The 16,091-nt window shown below is 71.2% G+C and carries 18 protein-coding genes; 3 read left to right on the top strand and 15 right to left on the bottom strand.

Annotation, left to right across the window (positions count from 1 at the left end):
• Position 1 precedes the first annotated feature (1 nt).
• The 11 genes from PE066_RS15635 to PE066_RS15585 all read right to left on the bottom strand — a co-directional run bounded on the left by PE066_RS15635 (position 2) and on the right by PE066_RS15585 (position 8,094).
• On the bottom strand, positions 2–610 hold the full coding sequence (locus tag PE066_RS15635; protein ID WP_271233448.1) for a sigma-E factor negative regulatory protein: 609 nt from the start codon (positions 608–610) through the stop codon (positions 2–4).
• A 16-nt stretch (positions 611–626) separates the two neighbouring features.
• Positions 627–1,262 carry an RNA polymerase sigma factor RpoE gene (gene rpoE, locus PE066_RS15630; RefSeq protein WP_271233447.1) on the bottom strand — a complete coding sequence of 212 codons (636 nt, stop codon included), beginning with the start codon at positions 1,260–1,262 and terminating at the stop codon, positions 627–629.
• Positions 1,259–1,693 carry a hypothetical protein gene (locus tag PE066_RS15625; RefSeq protein WP_271233446.1) on the bottom strand — a complete coding sequence of 145 codons (435 nt, stop codon included), beginning with the start codon at positions 1,691–1,693 and terminating at the stop codon, positions 1,259–1,261. The genes rpoE and PE066_RS15625 overlap by 4 nt, the downstream gene beginning before the upstream one ends.
• Positions 1,694–1,738: 45 nt before the next feature.
• The gene (gene fabF / locus PE066_RS15620; RefSeq protein ID WP_271233445.1) at positions 1,739–2,983 is read right to left on the bottom strand and encodes a beta-ketoacyl-ACP synthase II; all 1,245 of its coding nucleotides are present in this window, start codon (positions 2,981–2,983) and stop codon (positions 1,739–1,741) included.
• A 6-nt stretch (positions 2,984–2,989) separates the two neighbouring features.
• A complete protein-coding gene (gene acpP / locus PE066_RS15615) occupies positions 2,990–3,229 on the bottom strand; it encodes an acyl carrier protein (RefSeq protein ID WP_013902185.1) in 240 nt (79 codons plus the stop codon).
• Positions 3,230–3,322: 93 nt separating this feature from the next.
• Positions 3,323–4,069, bottom strand: a complete 747-nt coding sequence (fabG, locus tag PE066_RS15610) for a 3-oxoacyl-ACP reductase FabG (protein ID WP_271233444.1) — start codon at positions 4,067–4,069, stop codon at positions 3,323–3,325.
• Positions 4,066–5,016 carry an ACP S-malonyltransferase gene (gene fabD / locus PE066_RS15605; protein ID WP_271233443.1) on the bottom strand — a complete coding sequence of 317 codons (951 nt, stop codon included), beginning with the start codon at positions 5,014–5,016 and terminating at the stop codon, positions 4,066–4,068. The genes fabG and fabD overlap by 4 nt, the downstream gene beginning before the upstream one ends.
• 49 nt (positions 5,017–5,065) lie before the next feature.
• Positions 5,066–6,043 (bottom strand): beta-ketoacyl-ACP synthase III, encoded by a 978-nt coding sequence (locus PE066_RS15600; protein ID WP_271233442.1) that lies wholly within the window; start codon positions 6,041–6,043, stop codon positions 5,066–5,068.
• Positions 6,040–7,089 carry a phosphate acyltransferase PlsX gene (gene plsX, locus PE066_RS15595; RefSeq protein WP_271233441.1) on the bottom strand — a complete coding sequence of 350 codons (1,050 nt, stop codon included), beginning with the start codon at positions 7,087–7,089 and terminating at the stop codon, positions 6,040–6,042. The genes PE066_RS15600 and plsX overlap by 4 nt, the downstream gene beginning before the upstream one ends.
• A gap of 142 nt (positions 7,090–7,231) precedes the next feature.
• On the bottom strand, positions 7,232–7,414 hold the full coding sequence (rpmF, locus tag PE066_RS15590) for a 50S ribosomal protein L32 (protein WP_135249669.1): 183 nt from the start codon (positions 7,412–7,414) through the stop codon (positions 7,232–7,234).
• Positions 7,415–7,551: 137 nt separating this feature from the next.
• Positions 7,552–8,094, bottom strand: coding sequence for a YceD family protein (locus PE066_RS15585; protein WP_271233440.1), 543 nt, complete (start codon positions 8,092–8,094; stop codon positions 7,552–7,554).
• 26 nt (positions 8,095–8,120) lie between these two features.
• Here PE066_RS15585 and PE066_RS15580 point away from each other — a divergent pair, with 26 nt between their 5' ends.
• A complete protein-coding gene (locus tag PE066_RS15580) occupies positions 8,121–8,714 on the top strand; it encodes a Maf family nucleotide pyrophosphatase (protein WP_271233439.1) in 594 nt (197 codons plus the stop codon).
• 1 nt (position 8,715) lies between these two features.
• The gene (locus PE066_RS15575) at positions 8,716–9,477 is read left to right on the top strand and encodes an SAM-dependent methyltransferase (RefSeq protein ID WP_271233438.1); all 762 of its coding nucleotides are present in this window, start codon (positions 8,716–8,718) and stop codon (positions 9,475–9,477) included.
• Here the strand turns inward: PE066_RS15575 and PE066_RS15570 are convergent.
• Genes PE066_RS15570 through PE066_RS15555 form a run of 4 tightly spaced genes read right to left on the bottom strand, consistent with a single transcriptional unit; the run spans position 9,474 to position 12,500 of the window.
• Positions 9,474–10,478: a S49 family peptidase gene (locus PE066_RS15570; protein ID WP_440480537.1), complete on the bottom strand. Its 1,005-nt coding sequence runs from the start codon at positions 10,476–10,478 to the stop codon at positions 9,474–9,476. The genes PE066_RS15575 and PE066_RS15570 overlap by 4 nt on opposite strands.
• Before the next feature lie 10 nt (positions 10,479–10,488).
• Positions 10,489–10,860, bottom strand: a complete 372-nt coding sequence (locus PE066_RS15565; protein ID WP_271233437.1) for a Rieske (2Fe-2S) protein — start codon at positions 10,858–10,860, stop codon at positions 10,489–10,491.
• A complete protein-coding gene (locus tag PE066_RS15560) occupies positions 10,853–11,521 on the bottom strand; it encodes an HAD family hydrolase (RefSeq protein ID WP_271233436.1) in 669 nt (222 codons plus the stop codon). The genes PE066_RS15565 and PE066_RS15560 overlap by 8 nt, the downstream gene beginning before the upstream one ends.
• Complete coding sequence (locus PE066_RS15555) at positions 11,493–12,500, bottom strand: RluA family pseudouridine synthase (protein WP_440480536.1); 1,008 nt, start codon at positions 12,498–12,500, stop codon at positions 11,493–11,495. The genes PE066_RS15560 and PE066_RS15555 overlap by 29 nt, the downstream gene beginning before the upstream one ends.
• A 518-nt stretch (positions 12,501–13,018) precedes the next feature.
• Between PE066_RS15555 and PE066_RS15550 the strand changes: the two genes are divergently transcribed.
• Positions 13,019–16,081 (top strand): Rne/Rng family ribonuclease, encoded by a 3,063-nt coding sequence (locus PE066_RS15550; protein WP_271233435.1) that lies wholly within the window; start codon positions 13,019–13,021, stop codon positions 16,079–16,081.
• Positions 16,082–16,091: the final 10 nt, after the last annotated feature.

Here is a 16,091-nt window from a genome sequence, read left to right as displayed (position 1 = left end):
GTCAGCGCGCGGGGGACTCGAAGGTGGCGTTGCGCAGGAAACCCGCGGACGACTGCAGCGCCGAAGCGCCGCCCAGCTGGCGATGGGCCGCCAGCATCTCGTCCAGCCGCGGATCGCGGATCATGACCCCCGGCTCGGAGCGGGCCAGCACGCTGCCGGGCGCCGCGCCCGGAGCCTGCTGCGGGGCCGAGGCCAGCTGCGGCTGGGCCGAACCGGGCTGGCCACCGCTGCCGAGGACCGACCAGCCCACGGCCGCGAACGCCGCCACCGAGGCCAGGCCGGCCACCATCTTCCAGCGGAAGCTGCCGTCGTTGGCCGCTGGCTGCGCCGCGTGCCGCGCAGCCAGCGCGGCAGCGGGCGCCGGCTGGGGGCGCGGCAGCGGCTCCTGCGCCAGACGGGCCGACAGGCGGTCGAGAAAGGCCGGTCCGGGCGTGCCGCAGGCCAGGTCGGACGAGCGCAAGGCATCGCCGATGAGGTGGTAGCTGTGCCAGGCCTCGAGCACGGCGCGGTCGGCGCCGGCCGCCTGCATGGCCCGCGCGAATTCCTCGCCCTGCAACTGGCCGTCGGCCAGCGCGGATATCCGTTCCCTGTCGTCCATCTGTTCGTCCATCGCTCTCACCTTGCCGCTACCAGCGCTTGCCCGACTGGTTCTCCAGCAGGGGCTTGACCTTGGCCGAAATCGCCTCGCGCGCGCGGAAGATGCGCGAGCGGACGGTCCCGATCGGGCAGTTCATGACTTGCGCGATCTCTTCGTAGCTCAGCCCTTCGATCTCGCGCAGCGTGACGGCCTGCCGCAACTCCTCGGGGAGAGCCTCCATGGCCGAGTTGACCGTGGCGGCGATTTCCTTGGCGGCGAGCACCGTCTCCGGCGTTTCCGGGCTGGTTAGTTCGTTCTCCACCGGGGAAGTTTCATCCTCGTCGTCGCCCCCGCGCAGGGCGCTCTCGGACACCAGCGGGTCGCGCTTGAGGTCGGACAGGGCTTTCTTGGCGGTGTTGACGGCAATCCGGTACAGCCAGGTGTAGAACTGGGCCTCGCCGCGGAACTGGCCGAGCGCCCGGTAGGCCCGGATGAAGGTTTCCTGGGCGATGTCCTCCACCAGGTCGACGTCGCGCACCATCCGGCCGATCAGCCGCTCGATGCGGCGCTGGTACTTGATCACCAGCAGCTCGTAGGCCCGCTGGTCGCCCGCCACGGCGCGAGCCACCAGCATCTGGTCGGTGTCGGGCGGCGGGGAGGCGGGTGCGGGCGGGCTCTGGGTCATGGTCTCGGCGACGGCGGCTTCGCCCCGGGCAGCACGTCGGCATCGGCGCGCGAATATACAGCACGCCGCAGCGCGTCCCAGCGGGCCGGCAGCCGCGAGCGCTCGGCCCAGATCCAGTCGCCGCCCCCGTCCTGACCGCGCCAGCGCAGCAGCAGGGCCGACTGCAGGTCCAGCGCCGGCTCGATCCGGCCGGCGGCGCCCTCCCCGGCCAGCGGCTCCGACCGATGCCAGGCGCCCCCGTCCCAGTGCAGCTGCCGGTCGGGCAGCCGCCACCACCAGCGCGCGACCCAGGCGCCGGCGACCACCGTGGCCGCCACGCCGGCTGCAACCCGGGTGGGGGCGGCGCCCTGCCAGGCCCAGGCGGCGCAGGCCAGCGCTCCGGCCGCCCAGGCCAGCGCCAGCAGGCGCCCCAGCCAAGCAGAACGCCCCACCGGATAACTCACCGATGGGGCGCCGTGCATGGGAAGCCGCGGGCGTCAGACCCGCTTGAAGACCAGCGTGCCGTTGGTGCCGCCGAAGCCGAAGTTGTTCTTCATGGCCACGTCGATCTTCAGGTCCCGCGCCGTGTTGGCGCAGTAGTCCAGGTCGCACTCGGGATCCTGGTTAAAGATGTTGATGGTCGGCGGGGCCTTTTGCCGGTGCACCGCCAGCACGGTGAACACCGACTCGATGCCGCCGGCGCCGCCCAGCAGGTGGCCGGTCATGGACTTGGTGGAGCTGACCACCAGTTGCTTCGCGTGGTCGCCCAGCGCGGCCTTGATCGCGTTGGTCTCGTTCAGGTCGCCCAGCGGTGTGGAGGTACCGTGGGCGTTGAGGTAGTCGACTTCATCGGCATTGATGCCGGCGTTGCGCAGGGCGCCGACCATGGCCCGGCGCGGGCCGTCCACGTCGGGCGCCGTCATGTGGAAGGCGTCGGCCGACATGCCGAAACCGGCGACCTCGGCATAGATCTTCGCGCCGCGCGACCTGGCGTGCTCGTATTCCTCGAGCACCAGCACGCCGCCGCCCTCGCCCAGCACGAAGCCGTCGCGGTCCTTGTCCCAGGGGCGGGATGCCGTCTTCGGGTCGTCGTTGCGGGTGGACAGCGCGCGCGAGGCGGCGAAACCACCGATGCCCAGCGGCGAAACCGACGACTCGGCGCCGCCGCACACCATGATGTCGGCGTCGCCGCTCTCGATCATGCGGGCCGACAGCCCGATGGCATGCAGGCCGGTGGTGCAGGCGGTGACGACCGCGATGTTCGGGCCCTTGAAGCCGTACTTGATCGACACATGGCCCGAGATCATGTTGATGATCGAGGCGGGCACGAAGAAGGGGGAGACGCGGCGCGGCCCGCGCGCAACCAGCTCGGCATGGGTCTGCTCGATCATCGGCAGGCCGCCGATGCCGGCGCCGATGTTCACGCCGATGCGCTCGGCCAGCTCGGCCGGAAGGGCGTCACCGCTGGGCAGCCCGCTGTCGGCCACCGCCTGGCAGGCTGCCGCCAGCCCGAGGTGGATGAACCGGTCCATGTGCCGGGCTTCCTTCTCGGGGATGTAGTCGGCGATGTTGAAGCCCTTGACCTCGCCGGCGAAGCGGCAGGCGAAGTTGGCCGCATCGAACTGGGTGATGAAGTCGATCCCCGTGCGGCCGGCCAGCAGGTTGTCCCAGGACTCGGCAACGGTGTTGCCGACGGGGCTGACGCAGCCCAGACCGGTGACGACGACTCGGCGGCGGGTCATTCGCAATCAGGCCTTCTGGTGGGCGTTGGCGTAGTCGATGGCGTTCTGCACGGTGGTGATCTTCTCGGCGTCCTCGTCCGGGATCTCGATGCCGAACTCGTCCTCCAGCGCCATCACCAGCTCCACCGTGTCAAGGGAGTCGGCGCCCAGATCGGCCACGAAGGCCTTCTCGTTGGTCACCTGGGACTCCTCCACGCCGAGTTGCTCGGCGATGATCTTCTTGACACGTGCTTCGATATCGCTCATGGGTTCCCTCTGGGGGTTGTGGATTGAATCGCGGATTCTAGCCTCGCCCTCTGCAGACCCGGCCGCAGCGGACCGGGGCTGCCAAGGGCAGGTTCAGGCCATGTACATGCCGCCGTTGACGTGCAGTTCCTGGCCGGTGACGTAGCCGGCGGCCGGGGAGGCCAGGTAGGCCACCGCATGGGCGATGTCGGCGGGCTTGCCGAGCTGGCCCAGCGGAATTTGGCCCAGCAGCGCCTTGCGCTGCTCCTCGGGCAGCACGGCCGTCATGTCGGTCTCGATGAAGCCGGGCGCCACGCAGTTGACGGTGATTCCGCGGCTGCCGAGTTCGCGCGCCAGCGCCCGGGTCAGCCCGGCGACGCCGGCCTTGGCGGCCGCATAGTTGGCCTGGCCGGGGTTGCCCGAGGCGCCGACCACCGACGTGATGCTGACGATGCGGCCGTAGCGCTGCTTCATCATGGTGCGCATCACGGCCCGGCTGAGGCGGAACACCGCCTTGAGGTTGGTGTCCAGCACGGCGTCCCAGTCCTCGTCCTTGAGCCGCATGGCCAGCATGTCGCGGGTGATGCCGGCGTTGTTGACCAGCACCTGCAGGCCGCCGTGCTGCTTGACGATGGCGTCGACCAGCGCCTCGGCCTGGGCGACGTCGTTGACGTCCAGCCGTTCGCCGCGGCCTCCAAAGGCCGCCAGCGCCTGGCCGACCTTCTGCGCACCCTCGTCGGTGGTGGCGGTGCCGATCACCGTGGCACCCTGCTGCGCCAGCTCCAGCGCGATCGCCGCGCCGATGCCGCGCGAGGCGCCGGTGACCAGCGCCACTTGTCCCTTCAGTGCACCCGCATTCATGCCAGCAGCCCCTTCGCTTCGGCCAGGCTGGCCGGGTCGTAGACGGCGCCGGCCGCCAGCGCCGGGTCGATGCGCTTGCACAGGCCCTGCAGCACCTTGCCCGGGCCGCACTCCAGCACCACGCCGACGCCGCGGCCCTGGATCGCCCGGATGCAGTCGACCCAGCGCACCGGCCCGAAGGCCTGCTCGTACAGGGCGGCGCGGATGCGGCCGGGGTCGGTCTCGACCCTGGCCTCGATGTTGTTGACCACGGGAATCTGCGGGGCGGCGATGGCCACCTGGGCCAGCCGCTCGCGCAGCCGGTCGGCCGCCGGCTTCATCAGGCTGGAGTGGAACGGCGCCGACACCGGCAGCGGCAAGGCGCGCTTGGCGCCATGGGCCTTGAGCACTTCGCAGGCCTTGTCGACCGCCGCCTTGCTGCCGGCGATGACGGTCTGCGCGGGGTCGTTGAAGTTCACCGCCTCGACCGCCTCCAGCGAGTTGGTGCCGAAGGAACGCTGGGCCTCGGCGCAGCCTTCCACCACCTTTTGGGCGTCCATGCCCAGCACGGCGGCCATGGCGCCCTCGCCCACCGGCACGGCTTCCTGCATGGCCTGGGCGCGAAAGCGCACCAGCGGCGCGGCGTCGGCCAGGCTCAGGGCGCCGGCGGCGACCAGCGCCGAGTACTCGCCCAGCGAGTGGCCGGCCACCACGGCGGGCTTGGCGCCGCCCTCGGCCAGCCAGGCGCGATAGGCCGCCACGCCCGCCACCAGCATCACCGGCTGGGTATTGGTAGTCAGCGCCAGCGCCTCCTTGGGGCCGTCGTGGATCAGGCGGCCGATGTCCTCGCCCAGCGCCTCGGAGGCTTCGGCGATGGCCTGCTGCACGGCCGGGTGGTCGCCCCAGGCGTCGAGCATGCCGACGGCCTGGGAGCCCTGGCCGGGGAACACGAATGCAAACGGTTTCATGTCGTCGTTGGAAAGTCGGTCGAACAGGGGCGTGCGGCGCCGGCGGGACTCAGTAGTCCAGCAGCACCGCGCCCCAGGTGAAGCCGCCACCGACGCCTTCCAGCATCAGGGTGTCGCCGCGGCGGACCTTGCCTTCGCGAACTGCGGCATCGAGCGCCAGAGGGATCGAGGCGGCCGAGGTGTTGCCATGCTGGTCGACGGTGACGACCAGCTTGTCCATGGGCAGCTTCAGCTTCCTGGCCGTGCCCTGCATGATGCGGATGTTGGCCTGGTGCGGGATCAGCCAGTCGATGTCGGCTTCGGTGCGGCCGGCCTTGGCCAGCGTAGCGCGGGCCGCGCTTTCCAGCACGCCGACGGCCAGCTTGAACACCGCCTGGCCATCCATCTTGAGCAGCGGGTCGCCCAGCACCTGGCCGCCTGCGACCGTGCCGGGCACGCACAGGATGCCGACGTGCTTGCCGTCCGCATGCAGGTCGCTGGCCAGGATGCCGGGGGTATCGGAGGCTTCCAGCACTACGGCCCCGGCGCCATCGCCGAACAGCACGCAGGTGGTGCGGTCCTTGAAATCGAGGATGCGCGAGAACACCTCGGCGCCGACCACCAGCGCGCGGCTGGCGCCGCCGGTGCGGATCATCGCGTCGGCCACCGTCAGCGCATAGACGAAGCCGCTGCACACCGCCTGCACGTCGAACGCCGGGCAGCCGGCGATGCCCAGCTTGTTCTGCAGGATGCACGCCGCCGACGGGAACACCATGTCCGGCGTCGAGGTGGCGACGATGATCAGGTCGATGTCGGCCGGGCTGCAGCCGGCCGCCTCGATCGCCTGAAGCGCGGCCGGCACGCCGAGGTCGCTGGCGGTCACGTCGGGCGCGGCGAAGTGGCGGGCCCGGATGCCGGTGCGCTCCACGATCCACTGGTCGGACGTTTCGATGCCCTGGGCCGCCAGTTGGACGGTCAGGTCGTCATTGGTCACTCGGCGCGGCGGCAAGTAGCTGCCGGTGCCGGCAATGCGCGAATATCGGCTCATTCGGAAGCGAGGGTCTCGATGGAAGCGGCGTCGGCCGCGGACCCGGCCAGCAGGGGCCGGGCATGCGCGATGCGGGTCTCGACCCGGTCGAGCAGCTTGTTTCGGGCCGCATCATACGCCCGGGCCAGCGCGTGCTCGAAGGCGAACGCGTCGGCCGAGCCATGGCTCTTGAACACCAGCCCGCGCAGGCCGAGCAGCGCCGCGCCGTTGTAGCGGCGGTAGTCCACCCGCTTCTTGAAGGCGGACAGCACCGGATAGGCCAGCAGGGCGGAGACCTTGGTCAGCGGGTTGCGCGAGAACTCCTCGCGCAGGAAGCCGCCGATCATGCTGGCCAGGCCCTCGCTGGTCTTGAGCGCCACGTTGCCGACGAAGCCGTCGCACACCACGATGTCGGTGGTGCCCTTGAAGATGTCGTTGCCTTCCACGTTGCCGTGGAAATTGAGGTCGCCGGCGGCCGCGGCCGAACGCAGCAGCTCGCCGGCGCGCTTGATCACCTCGTTGCCCTTGATCACCTCTTCGCCGATGTTGAGCAGGCCGACGCTGGGCTGGTCACGGCCGCTCAGCGCCGCCACCAGGGCCGAGCCCATCACCGCGAACTGCAGCAGGTGCTGCTCGGTGCAATCGACGTTGGCGCCCAGGTCCAGCACGGTGGTGGCGCTGCCCTTGGCATTGGGCAGCGGCGAGGCGATGGCGGGCCGGTCGATGCCCTCCAGCGTCTTGAGCAGGTAGCGGGCCAGGGCCATCAGCGCGCCGGTGTTGCCGGCCGAGACCGCCGCGTCGGCCTTGCCATCGCGCACCTGCTGGATGGCGATGCGCATCGATGAATCCTTCTTGCGCCGCAGGGCGACCTCGACGGCATCATCCATCGCCACGACCTCGGAGGCGGGCACGTGGGTGGCGCGCGGATGGAACTGCTGCAGCGCCTCGCCGCTGCCCACCAGCAGCAGGCGGGCTTCGGGATGCGCCTGGAGGAAGCTGCGGCAGGCGGGCAGGGTTACGGCCAGGCCGTGGTCGCCCCCCATGCAATCGACGGCCAGAATCGTCATGTCCTCAAATGTAGAGCTTCCGGGCAGCGTGCCATCCGACCTCGCGCAAACCTGGATGCCACGCTCCGGCAACCGGGGCACGGACGCAAAAAAGGCCCGGGCTGCGCAGGCAGCGGCGGGCCTTTGCTTGCCGTGGCCGGAATCAGGCGTCGTTCTTGGTCTTGAGGACCTTGCGGCCGCGGTAGAAGCCGTTCGGGCTGATGTGGTGGCGCAGGTGGGTCTCGCCGGTGGTGGGCTCCACCGCGATGCCGGGCACCGTCAGCGCGTTGTGCGAACGGTGCATGCCCCGCTTGGAGGGCGACTTCTTGTTCTGCTGGACGGCCATGCCGGGCTCCTGGATGCTGGGGCGCCTCGCTCGAAGGCAGGCGCCGGGTGAATGATGGACGGAAAGCGCGCAGGCCGCTCACGAGGCGTGGCTTTTCGCGCGAAGCCCGCCATTATAGGGCATTGGTCGAGCGGCGCCTATTTCTTGCCGTCCCTGAGCAGCTTGAGGTGGGCGAAGGGGTTCTCGCGCGGCTCGCCTTCATCGAAGTCGGCGTCGGCCGCCGACAGGCGCACCGGCCGCGGGCAGACCTCGTGCCGCGGCACCACCGGCACCTCCATCAGCAACTCGTCCTCCACCAGCTCCAGCAGGTCGAACGAGCGGCTGATCGCCAGCACGTCCTCCTCGGCCTGCTCGTCCTGCGCCGCCGCCGTGTCCTCGTCGGCGACGAAGCGGAAAGCGCGGGCCACCGACAGCGGCACAGCCACTGCCTCCAGGCAACGCTGGCAGGTCAGGGTCAACTCGGTGGCGGCGGCCAGGTGCAGCCAGACCTCCGGATGCAGGTGGTTCGGGTGGCGCAACTCGCCGCGCGCCGACCATTCGACCCGGGGATCGGCTCCATCGGGGCGGCCCTCGGCGGCCAACCGGGGGAGGTCGGCCAGCCGGGCCTCGCCCGACAGCCGTTCCCCGTCTTCGGCGAACGCCCGCACGTCGAGCCGCTGCGGGCTGAAGGTCCTCTTCATGCAATCCAGTGTAAGAGAATCGCCGCATGTCCCTCGCTCATCCACGGCGCCTGATCCTCGGCTCGACCTCGCGCTACCGGCGCGAATTGCTGGGCCGGCTGGGCCTGCCCTTCGAGGTAGTCGCGCCCGAGGTGGATGAGACGCCGCTGCCCGGCGAGGCGCCGGCGGCGCTGGCGACGCGGCTGGCCCTGGCCAAGGCCCGGGCCGTGGCGCAGCGGCACCCGCAAGCGGTGGTGATCGGCTCCGACCAGGTGGCCGACCTCGACGGCGAGCCGCTGGGCAAGCCGGGCGATCACGACCGCGCCACCGCGCAGCTTCGCCGCATGCGCGGCCGCACGGTGGTGTTCCAGACCGCGCTGGCGGTGGTGTGCCTGGAGAGCCGCTTCGAGCAGGCGGACCTGGCCCCGGTGCGGGTGCTGTTCCGCGACCTGGGCGATGCCGAGATCGAAACCTACCTGCGCGCCGAGCAGCCCTACGACTGCGCCGGCAGCGCCCGCAGCGAAGGCCTGGGCATCGCGCTGCTGGAGGCGATCCACAGCGACGACCCGACGGCTCTGGTCGGCCTGCCGCTGATCCGCACCTGCCGCCTGCTGCGCGCCGCCGGCATCCGGATTCCCTGAGATGCCCGCGCCCGGCACGCTGTACCTGGTCCCTGCCCCGCTCGATTTCGGTTGCGCCACGCCCGGGCCGCTGCAGCAGGTGATGCCCATCCGCACGCTGGAGGCGGCGGCCCGCATCACGCACTGGGTGGCGGAGAACGCGAAGACCACCCGCGCCTACCTCAAGCGTGTGGGCGAGGTCGTGCCTCTGGCCCAGCCGATCCAGGCGCTGGCGATCACCGAATTGCCGCGCGAGGTGCACAAGAAGGGCGACCATGCGGGCAGCTTCGATGCGCGCCCGATGCTCGCCCCCGCGCTGGCCGGCCATGACATCGGCCTGGTGAGCGAAGCCGGCATGCCGGCGGTGGCCGATCCGGGGTCGTCGGTGGTGCGGGCGGCGCACGAGCTCGGGCTGCGCGTGGTGCCGCTGGTGGGCCCCGCTTCGCTGCTGCTGGCGCTGGCGGCCAGCGGCCTGAACGGCCAGTCGTTCGCCTTCGTGGGCTACCTGCCGCAGCAGCCGGGGCCGCGCACCCAGCGCATCCGCGAGCTGGAGGCGCTGGCGCTGCGCACCGCCCAGGCCCAGCTGTTCATCGAGACGCCGTACCGCAACGCCGCGCTCTGGCCGGCGCTGCTGGAGGCGCTGCGCGGCGACACGCGCCTGTGCGTCGCCAGCGGGCTGACCCTGCCCGATGCGCGCATCGCGACCCGCACCGTGGCCCAATGGCGGCGCGAGGCCGGCAGCCCGCCGGGCGATGCGCCGGCGGTGTTCCTGCTCGGGGTCTAGCGCAGCGCCGGGATCGCGCGCACCGCGCGCACCGCGCCTTCACCGACGGCGGCGCCGAACTTCTTGGCCAGCCGCTCGGCCACGTTCTCGCGCCGGGTGTAGTCCACCAGCTCCTCGGCCTTGACCACTTCGCGGGCGACGAAATCCAGGTTGGCCATCTGGTCCGCCAGGCCCATCTCGACCGCCTGCTGGCCGGTCCAGAACAGGCCGGTGAACAACTCCGGCGAATCCTTCAGGCGCTTGCCGCGGCCGGCCTTGACCACGTCGATGAACTGGCGGTGGATCTGGTCCAGCATCTGCTGCGCATGGGCGCGATGCGTTTCGGTCTGGGGACTGAACGGATCGAGGAAGCCCTTGTTCTCGCCGGCCGTCATCAGGCGGCGCTCGACCCCCAGCTTGTCCATCAGGCCGACGAAGCCGAAGCCGTCCATCAGCACGCCGATGCTGCCGACGATGCTGGCCTTGTCCACGTAGATCCGGTCGGCGCCGGCGGCGATGTAGTAGGCCGCCGACGCGCACGCCTCGCCCACCACCACGTACACCGGCTTGTGGTGCTTGGCCTTGAGCCGCTTCATCTCGTCATTGACGATGCCGGCCTGCACCGGGCTGCCGCCGGGCGAGTTGATCAGCAGCACCACCGCCTGCGCGCCGGCATCCTCGAACGCGGCCTTCATGGCGGCGACGATGAACTCGGCGCTGTTGTCGTTGTCGGCGGCGATCTCGCCCTTGATCTCGACCACCGCGGTGTGCGGGGCCGACTTCTCGACGCTGCTCGGCCCGCCGCGGTACAGCAGGGCCCAAACCATGAACACGAAGAAGGCCAGCCAGGCCAGCCGGGTGAAGGTCCGCCAGCGCCGCGCCGAGCGCTGCTCGGACAGGGTGGCGAACATCAGGCGCTCCATGGTCTGGCGCTCCCAGCCCGGCTGAAGTCCGGTGGCGGGCGCAGGCGCAGGCGCGCCGGGCGGGTCCCGGTCGGTGCCGGGCATCAACGGATCGGTCATGGCGAGGAGCTCAGAAGGCCAGGGGTTGGAGGTTCCAGGCAGTATGCCAGCGCACCACGCCGCCTTGCTCGCTCACTTCGATGCGCACCAGCGGGCCGCGGCAAGGGCCGCCGGCGCAGGCGCCGGTGTCGGGGTGGTAGACCGCGCCGTGGGTCGAGCACATCAGCCACTGCCCGCTGTCGTCGAAGAAACGGTTGGGCTGCCAGTCCATCTCCATCGCCACGTGGGCGCAGCGGTTCAGGTAGGCATGGACCCGGCCGCGCCAGCGGATGGCGAAGGCCCGGCACGTCTGGCCGCCGTACAGCACGTCGAACGCCACCGCCAGCCCGCCGTCGGCCAGGTCGGCGCTGTTGCACAGGGGCTGGGGCTGGCTCTCAGGCATGGGCCAGCAGCCAGTGGCGCAGGTCGGCCACCGAGTGCGCGATGTGCAGGGGACCCAGTTCGTGGAAGCTGTCCGGCTCGTGCGCGCCGTAGCTCACGCCCACGGCCGCGCAGCCGGCGTTGCGGGCCATCTCCAGGTCGTGCGTGGTGTCGCCAACCATCAGCGTGCGCTCGGGATCGGTGCCGAACTCGCGCATCAGCTCCTGCAGCATCCGCGGATGCGGCTTGCCGGCGGTCTCGTCGGCGGTGCGGGAGCCGTCGAACACGCCGTGCAGCTCCTGCGCCTGCAGCACCTCGTCCAGGCCGCGGCGCGACTTGCCGGTGGCGACCGCCAGCCAGTGGTGGCGCGAGCGCAGCTCCTGCAGCAGCGGCAGCGCGCCCTCGAACAGGCTGAGGTCGTTCTGGTGCTGGTGGTAGTGATGGCGGTAGCGCTGCCCCAGTTCGGCGTAGCGCTCCGGCGGCACGTCCGGCGCGGCGCGCGCCAGCGCCTGCCCCAGGCTCATGCCGATCACCCAGGCCGCGGCCTGCTCGCTCGGCCGGGCGCCGCCCACGTCCACCACCGCCCGCTGGATGCAGCGAACGATGACCTGGGTCGAGTCGTACAGCGTGCCGTCCCAGTCGAAGGCGATGAGGTCAAACTGGCGCGGCCGGGAGCTGGGCATGGTGGTCGGTGAACTGTTGCAGGTCGGCCGGCAGCGGCGCCTCGAGGGCGACCGGCTCGCCGGTGGCGGGATGGCGGAATTGCAGCCGCCAGGCGTGCAGGAACATGCGCCGCAGGCCTTGCCGCTGCAGCGCGCGATTCAGCTCGAAGTCGCCGTACTTGTCGTCGCCCGCGATCGGGTGCCCCTGCGAGGCCAGGTGCACGCGGATCTGGTGGGTGCGCCCGGTCTTGATCGTCACTTCCAGCAGCGTGAAGCCGGCCAGGCGGCGCGCCACCTTGACCAGCGTGATGGACCGCATGGCGTCGGGGTGGTCCTTGTCCACCACCTTGACCCGCCGCTCGCCGGCGGCGCCATCGTCGCCCGCCAGCAGGTACTTGTGCAGTGGCAGGTCGATCACCTTGCGGTTGCCGGGCCAGGCGCCGGCCACCAGCGCCAGGTAGGTCTTGCCGGTCTCGCGGCCGCGGAACTGCTCCTGCAGCCCGGTGAGGGCCGAGCGCCGCTTGGCCACCAGCAGCACGCCCGAGGTCTCGCGGTCGAGCCGATGCACCAGCTCGAGCAGCTTGGCCTGCGGCCGGGCCTGGCGCAGCTGCTCGATCACGCCGAAGCTCACCCCGCTGCCGCCGTGCACGGCCACGCCGGACGGCTTGTCGATCGCCAGCAGGTGCTCGTCTTCCAGCAGGACCGGGAACTCGCGGGCCGGCACCGGGCGGGCCGCCGGATCCTGCAAGCGCTCGGGCAGGCGCACCGGCGGCAGCCGCACCTGGTCGCCTTCCTGTACCCGGGTGTCGGCGGCGGCGCGACCCTTGTTCACCCGCACCTCGCCGCTGCGGATGATCCGGTACACATGGGTCTTGGGAACGCCCTTGAGCTCGCGCAACAGGAAGTTGTCGAGGCGCTGGCCGGCGGATGCCTCGCCGACCGCGATCGTTTTCACCCCGGCTCTGGCGGGGGCACCCGCGCCCCCTATAATCCTTGCCACTAGCGTCTCGCCGTAAGTGCTTGATTCGGCTGGAGTTTAGTCCACCGAGGCACCCGGCGACGCTGGCAGGTCGATGCCGACGTCGTCCTTGCCGCCGCTGCGGGCCTTTCAAGTGCCGCAGCGCCGCCAAGGCGCCGGAGCCGCCGACGCCCAAGCGAAACTCCGAACCGGAATACAAGGCCGCCAGACACCGAAAGCTGGCGGCGGACAAGCGAGACTCCCCGTGCTGATGGCGCTCTTCCTGGCCTGCTGGCGGTGGCTGATGCCGCCTGCCGCTGGCTTCGGCCCGCCCCGGCGCACCCCCCGGGTGCCGCAGCTCGCAGTTGCTGCGGCGCTGCGGCCTCCCCCCCGTCTCGCTCCCCTCCACGCGCCGCCCTTGCGATTGCTGACCTAGCCCCCGGGGCCGTCGGTTCGCAGTTCCCGCGCGTCTTCTCCGCTTCCCGTTCCGCCTTGCGCCGGCCGGCATCGTGGGCCCCTGCATGGGGCCGGTTTGTTCATGAGAACAAGAAGGTGACGCAATGAAGCGCATGCTGATCAATGCCACGCAGGCCGAAGAGCGCCGGCTGGCCATCGTCGACGGACAGAAGCTCCTCGACTACGAAATCGAGATCGAAGGGCGCGAACAGCGCAAGGGCAACATCTACAAGGCCGTGGTGACGCGCGTCGAGCCGTCGCTGGAGGCCTGCTTCGTCGACTACGGCGAGGACCGCCACGGCTTCCTGCCGTTCAAGGAGATCTCCAAGCAGTACTTCGCGCCCGGCGTGTCCGTGTCGCAGGCGCGGATCAACGAGGTGATCAAGGAAGGCCAGGAGCTGCTGGTCCAGGTGGAGAAGGAAGAGCGCGGCAACAAGGGCGCCGCCCTGACCACCTTCATCTCGCTGGCCGGCCGCTACGTGGTGCTGATGCCCAACAACCCGCGCGGCGGCGGCGTCAGCCGGCGCATCGAGGGCGACGACCGGGCCGAGCTGAAGGAGGCGATGGACCAGCTGGAGTACCCCAACGGGATGTCCATCATCGCCCGCACCGCCGGCATCGGCCGCAGCGCACCCGAGCTGCAGTGGGACCTGAACTACCTGCTCAAGCTGTGGAACGCCATCGACGGCGCCGCCAAGGGCGGCAAGGGCGCGTTCCTGATCTACCAGGAGTCGTCGCTGGTCATCCGCTGCATCCGCGACTATTTCAACAGCGACGTCGGCGACATCCTGATCGACACCGACGAGATCTACGAGCAGGCGCACCAGTTCATGTCGCACGTCATGCCCGAGCATGCCGGCAAGGTCAAGCGCTACCGCGACGACGCGCCCCTGTTCTCGCGCTTCCAGATCGAGCACCAGATCGAGTCGGCCTACGCGCGCGAGGTCAAGCTGCCTTCGGGCGGCGTGATCGTGATCGACCACACCGAGGCGCTGGTGTCGATCGACGTCAACTCGGCGCGCGCCATCAAGGGCGGCGACATCGAGGAGACCGCCACCCGCACCAACCTGGAAGCGGCCGACGAAGTGGCGCGCCAGATGCGCCTGCGCGACCTGGGCGGCCTGATCGTGATCGACTTCATCGACATGGAGGAGTCGAAGAACCGGCGCGAGGTGGAGAACCGCCTGCGCGATGCCCTGCGGCAGGACCGCGCGCGGGTGCAGTTCGGCACCATCAGCAAGTTCGGCCTGATGGAGATGAGCCGCCAGCGGCTGCGCCCGGCGCTGTCCGAGGGCGCCTCCATCCCCTGCCCGCGCTGCGGCGGCCATGGCCACATCCGCGACACCGAGAGCTCGGCGCTGCAGATCCTGCGCATCATCCAGGAAGAGTCCATGAAGGACAGCACGGCCGCCGTGCACGTGCAGGTGCCGGTGGAAGTTGCCTCCTTCCTGCTCAACGAGAAGCGCACCGAGATCACCAAGATCGAGCTGAAGCAGCGCATCAACGTGATCCTGGTGCCCAACAAGGGCCTGGACACGCCGCACTACAAGCTCGAGCGCCTCAAGCACGACGACCCGCGCCTGGACAGCCTCAAGGCCAGCTACCACATGGCCGAGGTCGAGGAGAAGACCGAGGTCACGCGCCGCTCGCAGGAGCGCGCCAACCGGCAGGAACCGGTGATCAAGGGCGTGCTGCCGGATGCGCCGGCACCGATCGCGCCGGCCCGCCCGGAGAAGGCGGCCGAGCCGCAGCGCCAGGCTGCCGCGCCGGCCCCTGCCCCGGCGCCCGGCCCGGCACCGGCCCCGGCCCCGGCGGCGGAGCCCAGCTTCTTCGCCTGGTTCAAGAGCCTGTTCAGCCCGCCGCCGGCGGTTGCGCCGGCCACGCCGGCCGCCGCACCGGCGGCCAGGAGCGAGGACAGGCGCGAGGGCCGTGGCGAGCGCGGCGAAGGCCGCCGCGGCGGCCGCGGTGGCCGCAACCGCGGCCGTGACGCCGAGCATCGCCGCGAGCGGCCCAATGGCGAGGGCGGCGAAAGCCAGGCCGCGCGTGCCGCCGAAGGGCGCGGCGAGGGCGAAGCCCGGCGCGAACGCCAGCAAGGACGGCCGGAGCGCGGCGAGCGGGCCGAGGGACGCGGCGAGCGTCCAGAGCAGCGCGAAGGCCGCGAGCCCCGCGAAGCGCGTGAATCCCGTGAAGGTCGTGAACCCCGCGAAGCGCGTGAACCTCGTGAAGGTCGTGAACCGCGCGAAGGCCGTGAGCCGCGCGAAAACCGCGAGCCGCGCGCGCCGCGTGAGCCCCGCGGTGAACGGCACGGCCCGCGGGATCGCCGCGACGAAGTGCAGGCCGATGAGCAGCGCGCCGGCGAGACGCCGGAGCAGGCCCAGGGCGACCGCCCGCCGCGCGGCGAGCGCGGCGACCGGGGCGAAGGCCGGCGTGAACGTGGTGAGCGCGGGGAACGTGGCGAGCGCGGCGAGCGCCGGCCGCGCGAGCCGATGCCGCAGTCCATCAGCGAAGCCTCGGTGATCGAAGGCCAGCCCGACGGCGCCGAGCTGCTGGAGCAGGCTGCCCAGCCGCAAGGCCAGGGTGAAGGGCAAGGCGAGGGTCGCCGCGATTCGCGCCGTTCGCGCGACCGTTATGGCCGTGACCGCCGTGAGCGCAACGGCCGCGACGAAGCCGTCCCCGCCGAAGGCTCGGCCCAGCCGGCAGCCCAGCCGGCGATCGAGCCGCAAGAGGAGCCAGCCGGTGGTTTCGCCGACCGGCGGCCGCGCTATGCGACCGGTTTCGTCGCCGACGAGCCCGTGACGCCCGAGCCGGTTGCCTCCGCCGCCACCGGCACGGTCGCCCCGGCGCCAGCGCCAGCGCCAGCACCCGCACCCGCACCCGCACCGGCCGCCCCCGCCGGCCTGCCCAAGGTGCAGCCGTTCGAGCTGCCGGTCGATGACCTGGCACAGGTCGCCGCCGGCTCCGGTCTGCAGTGGGTCAACTCGGATGCCGGCAAGATCGCCGCGGTGCAGGCGGCCATTGCCGCCGAGCCCAAGCCGATCCGGGTGCCGCGCGAGCGTCCCCCGGCCGTGGTGATCGACGAAGGTCCGCTGGTGCTGGTCGAAACCCGCCGCGATCTGCGCGAGCTGCCGCTGCCGTTCGAGCAGCAAGCGCAGCCGCCGGCGCCGTAAACGGCGACGC

Origin of the sequence: Ramlibacter tataouinensis (genome assembly GCF_027941915.1) — a bacterium.
Classification (GTDB): domain Bacteria; phylum Pseudomonadota; class Gammaproteobacteria; order Burkholderiales; family Burkholderiaceae_C; genus Ramlibacter; species Ramlibacter tataouinensis_C.
Note: the sequence above shows the minus strand (reverse complement) of the source record. Positions and strands in the feature narration are given on the sequence as shown.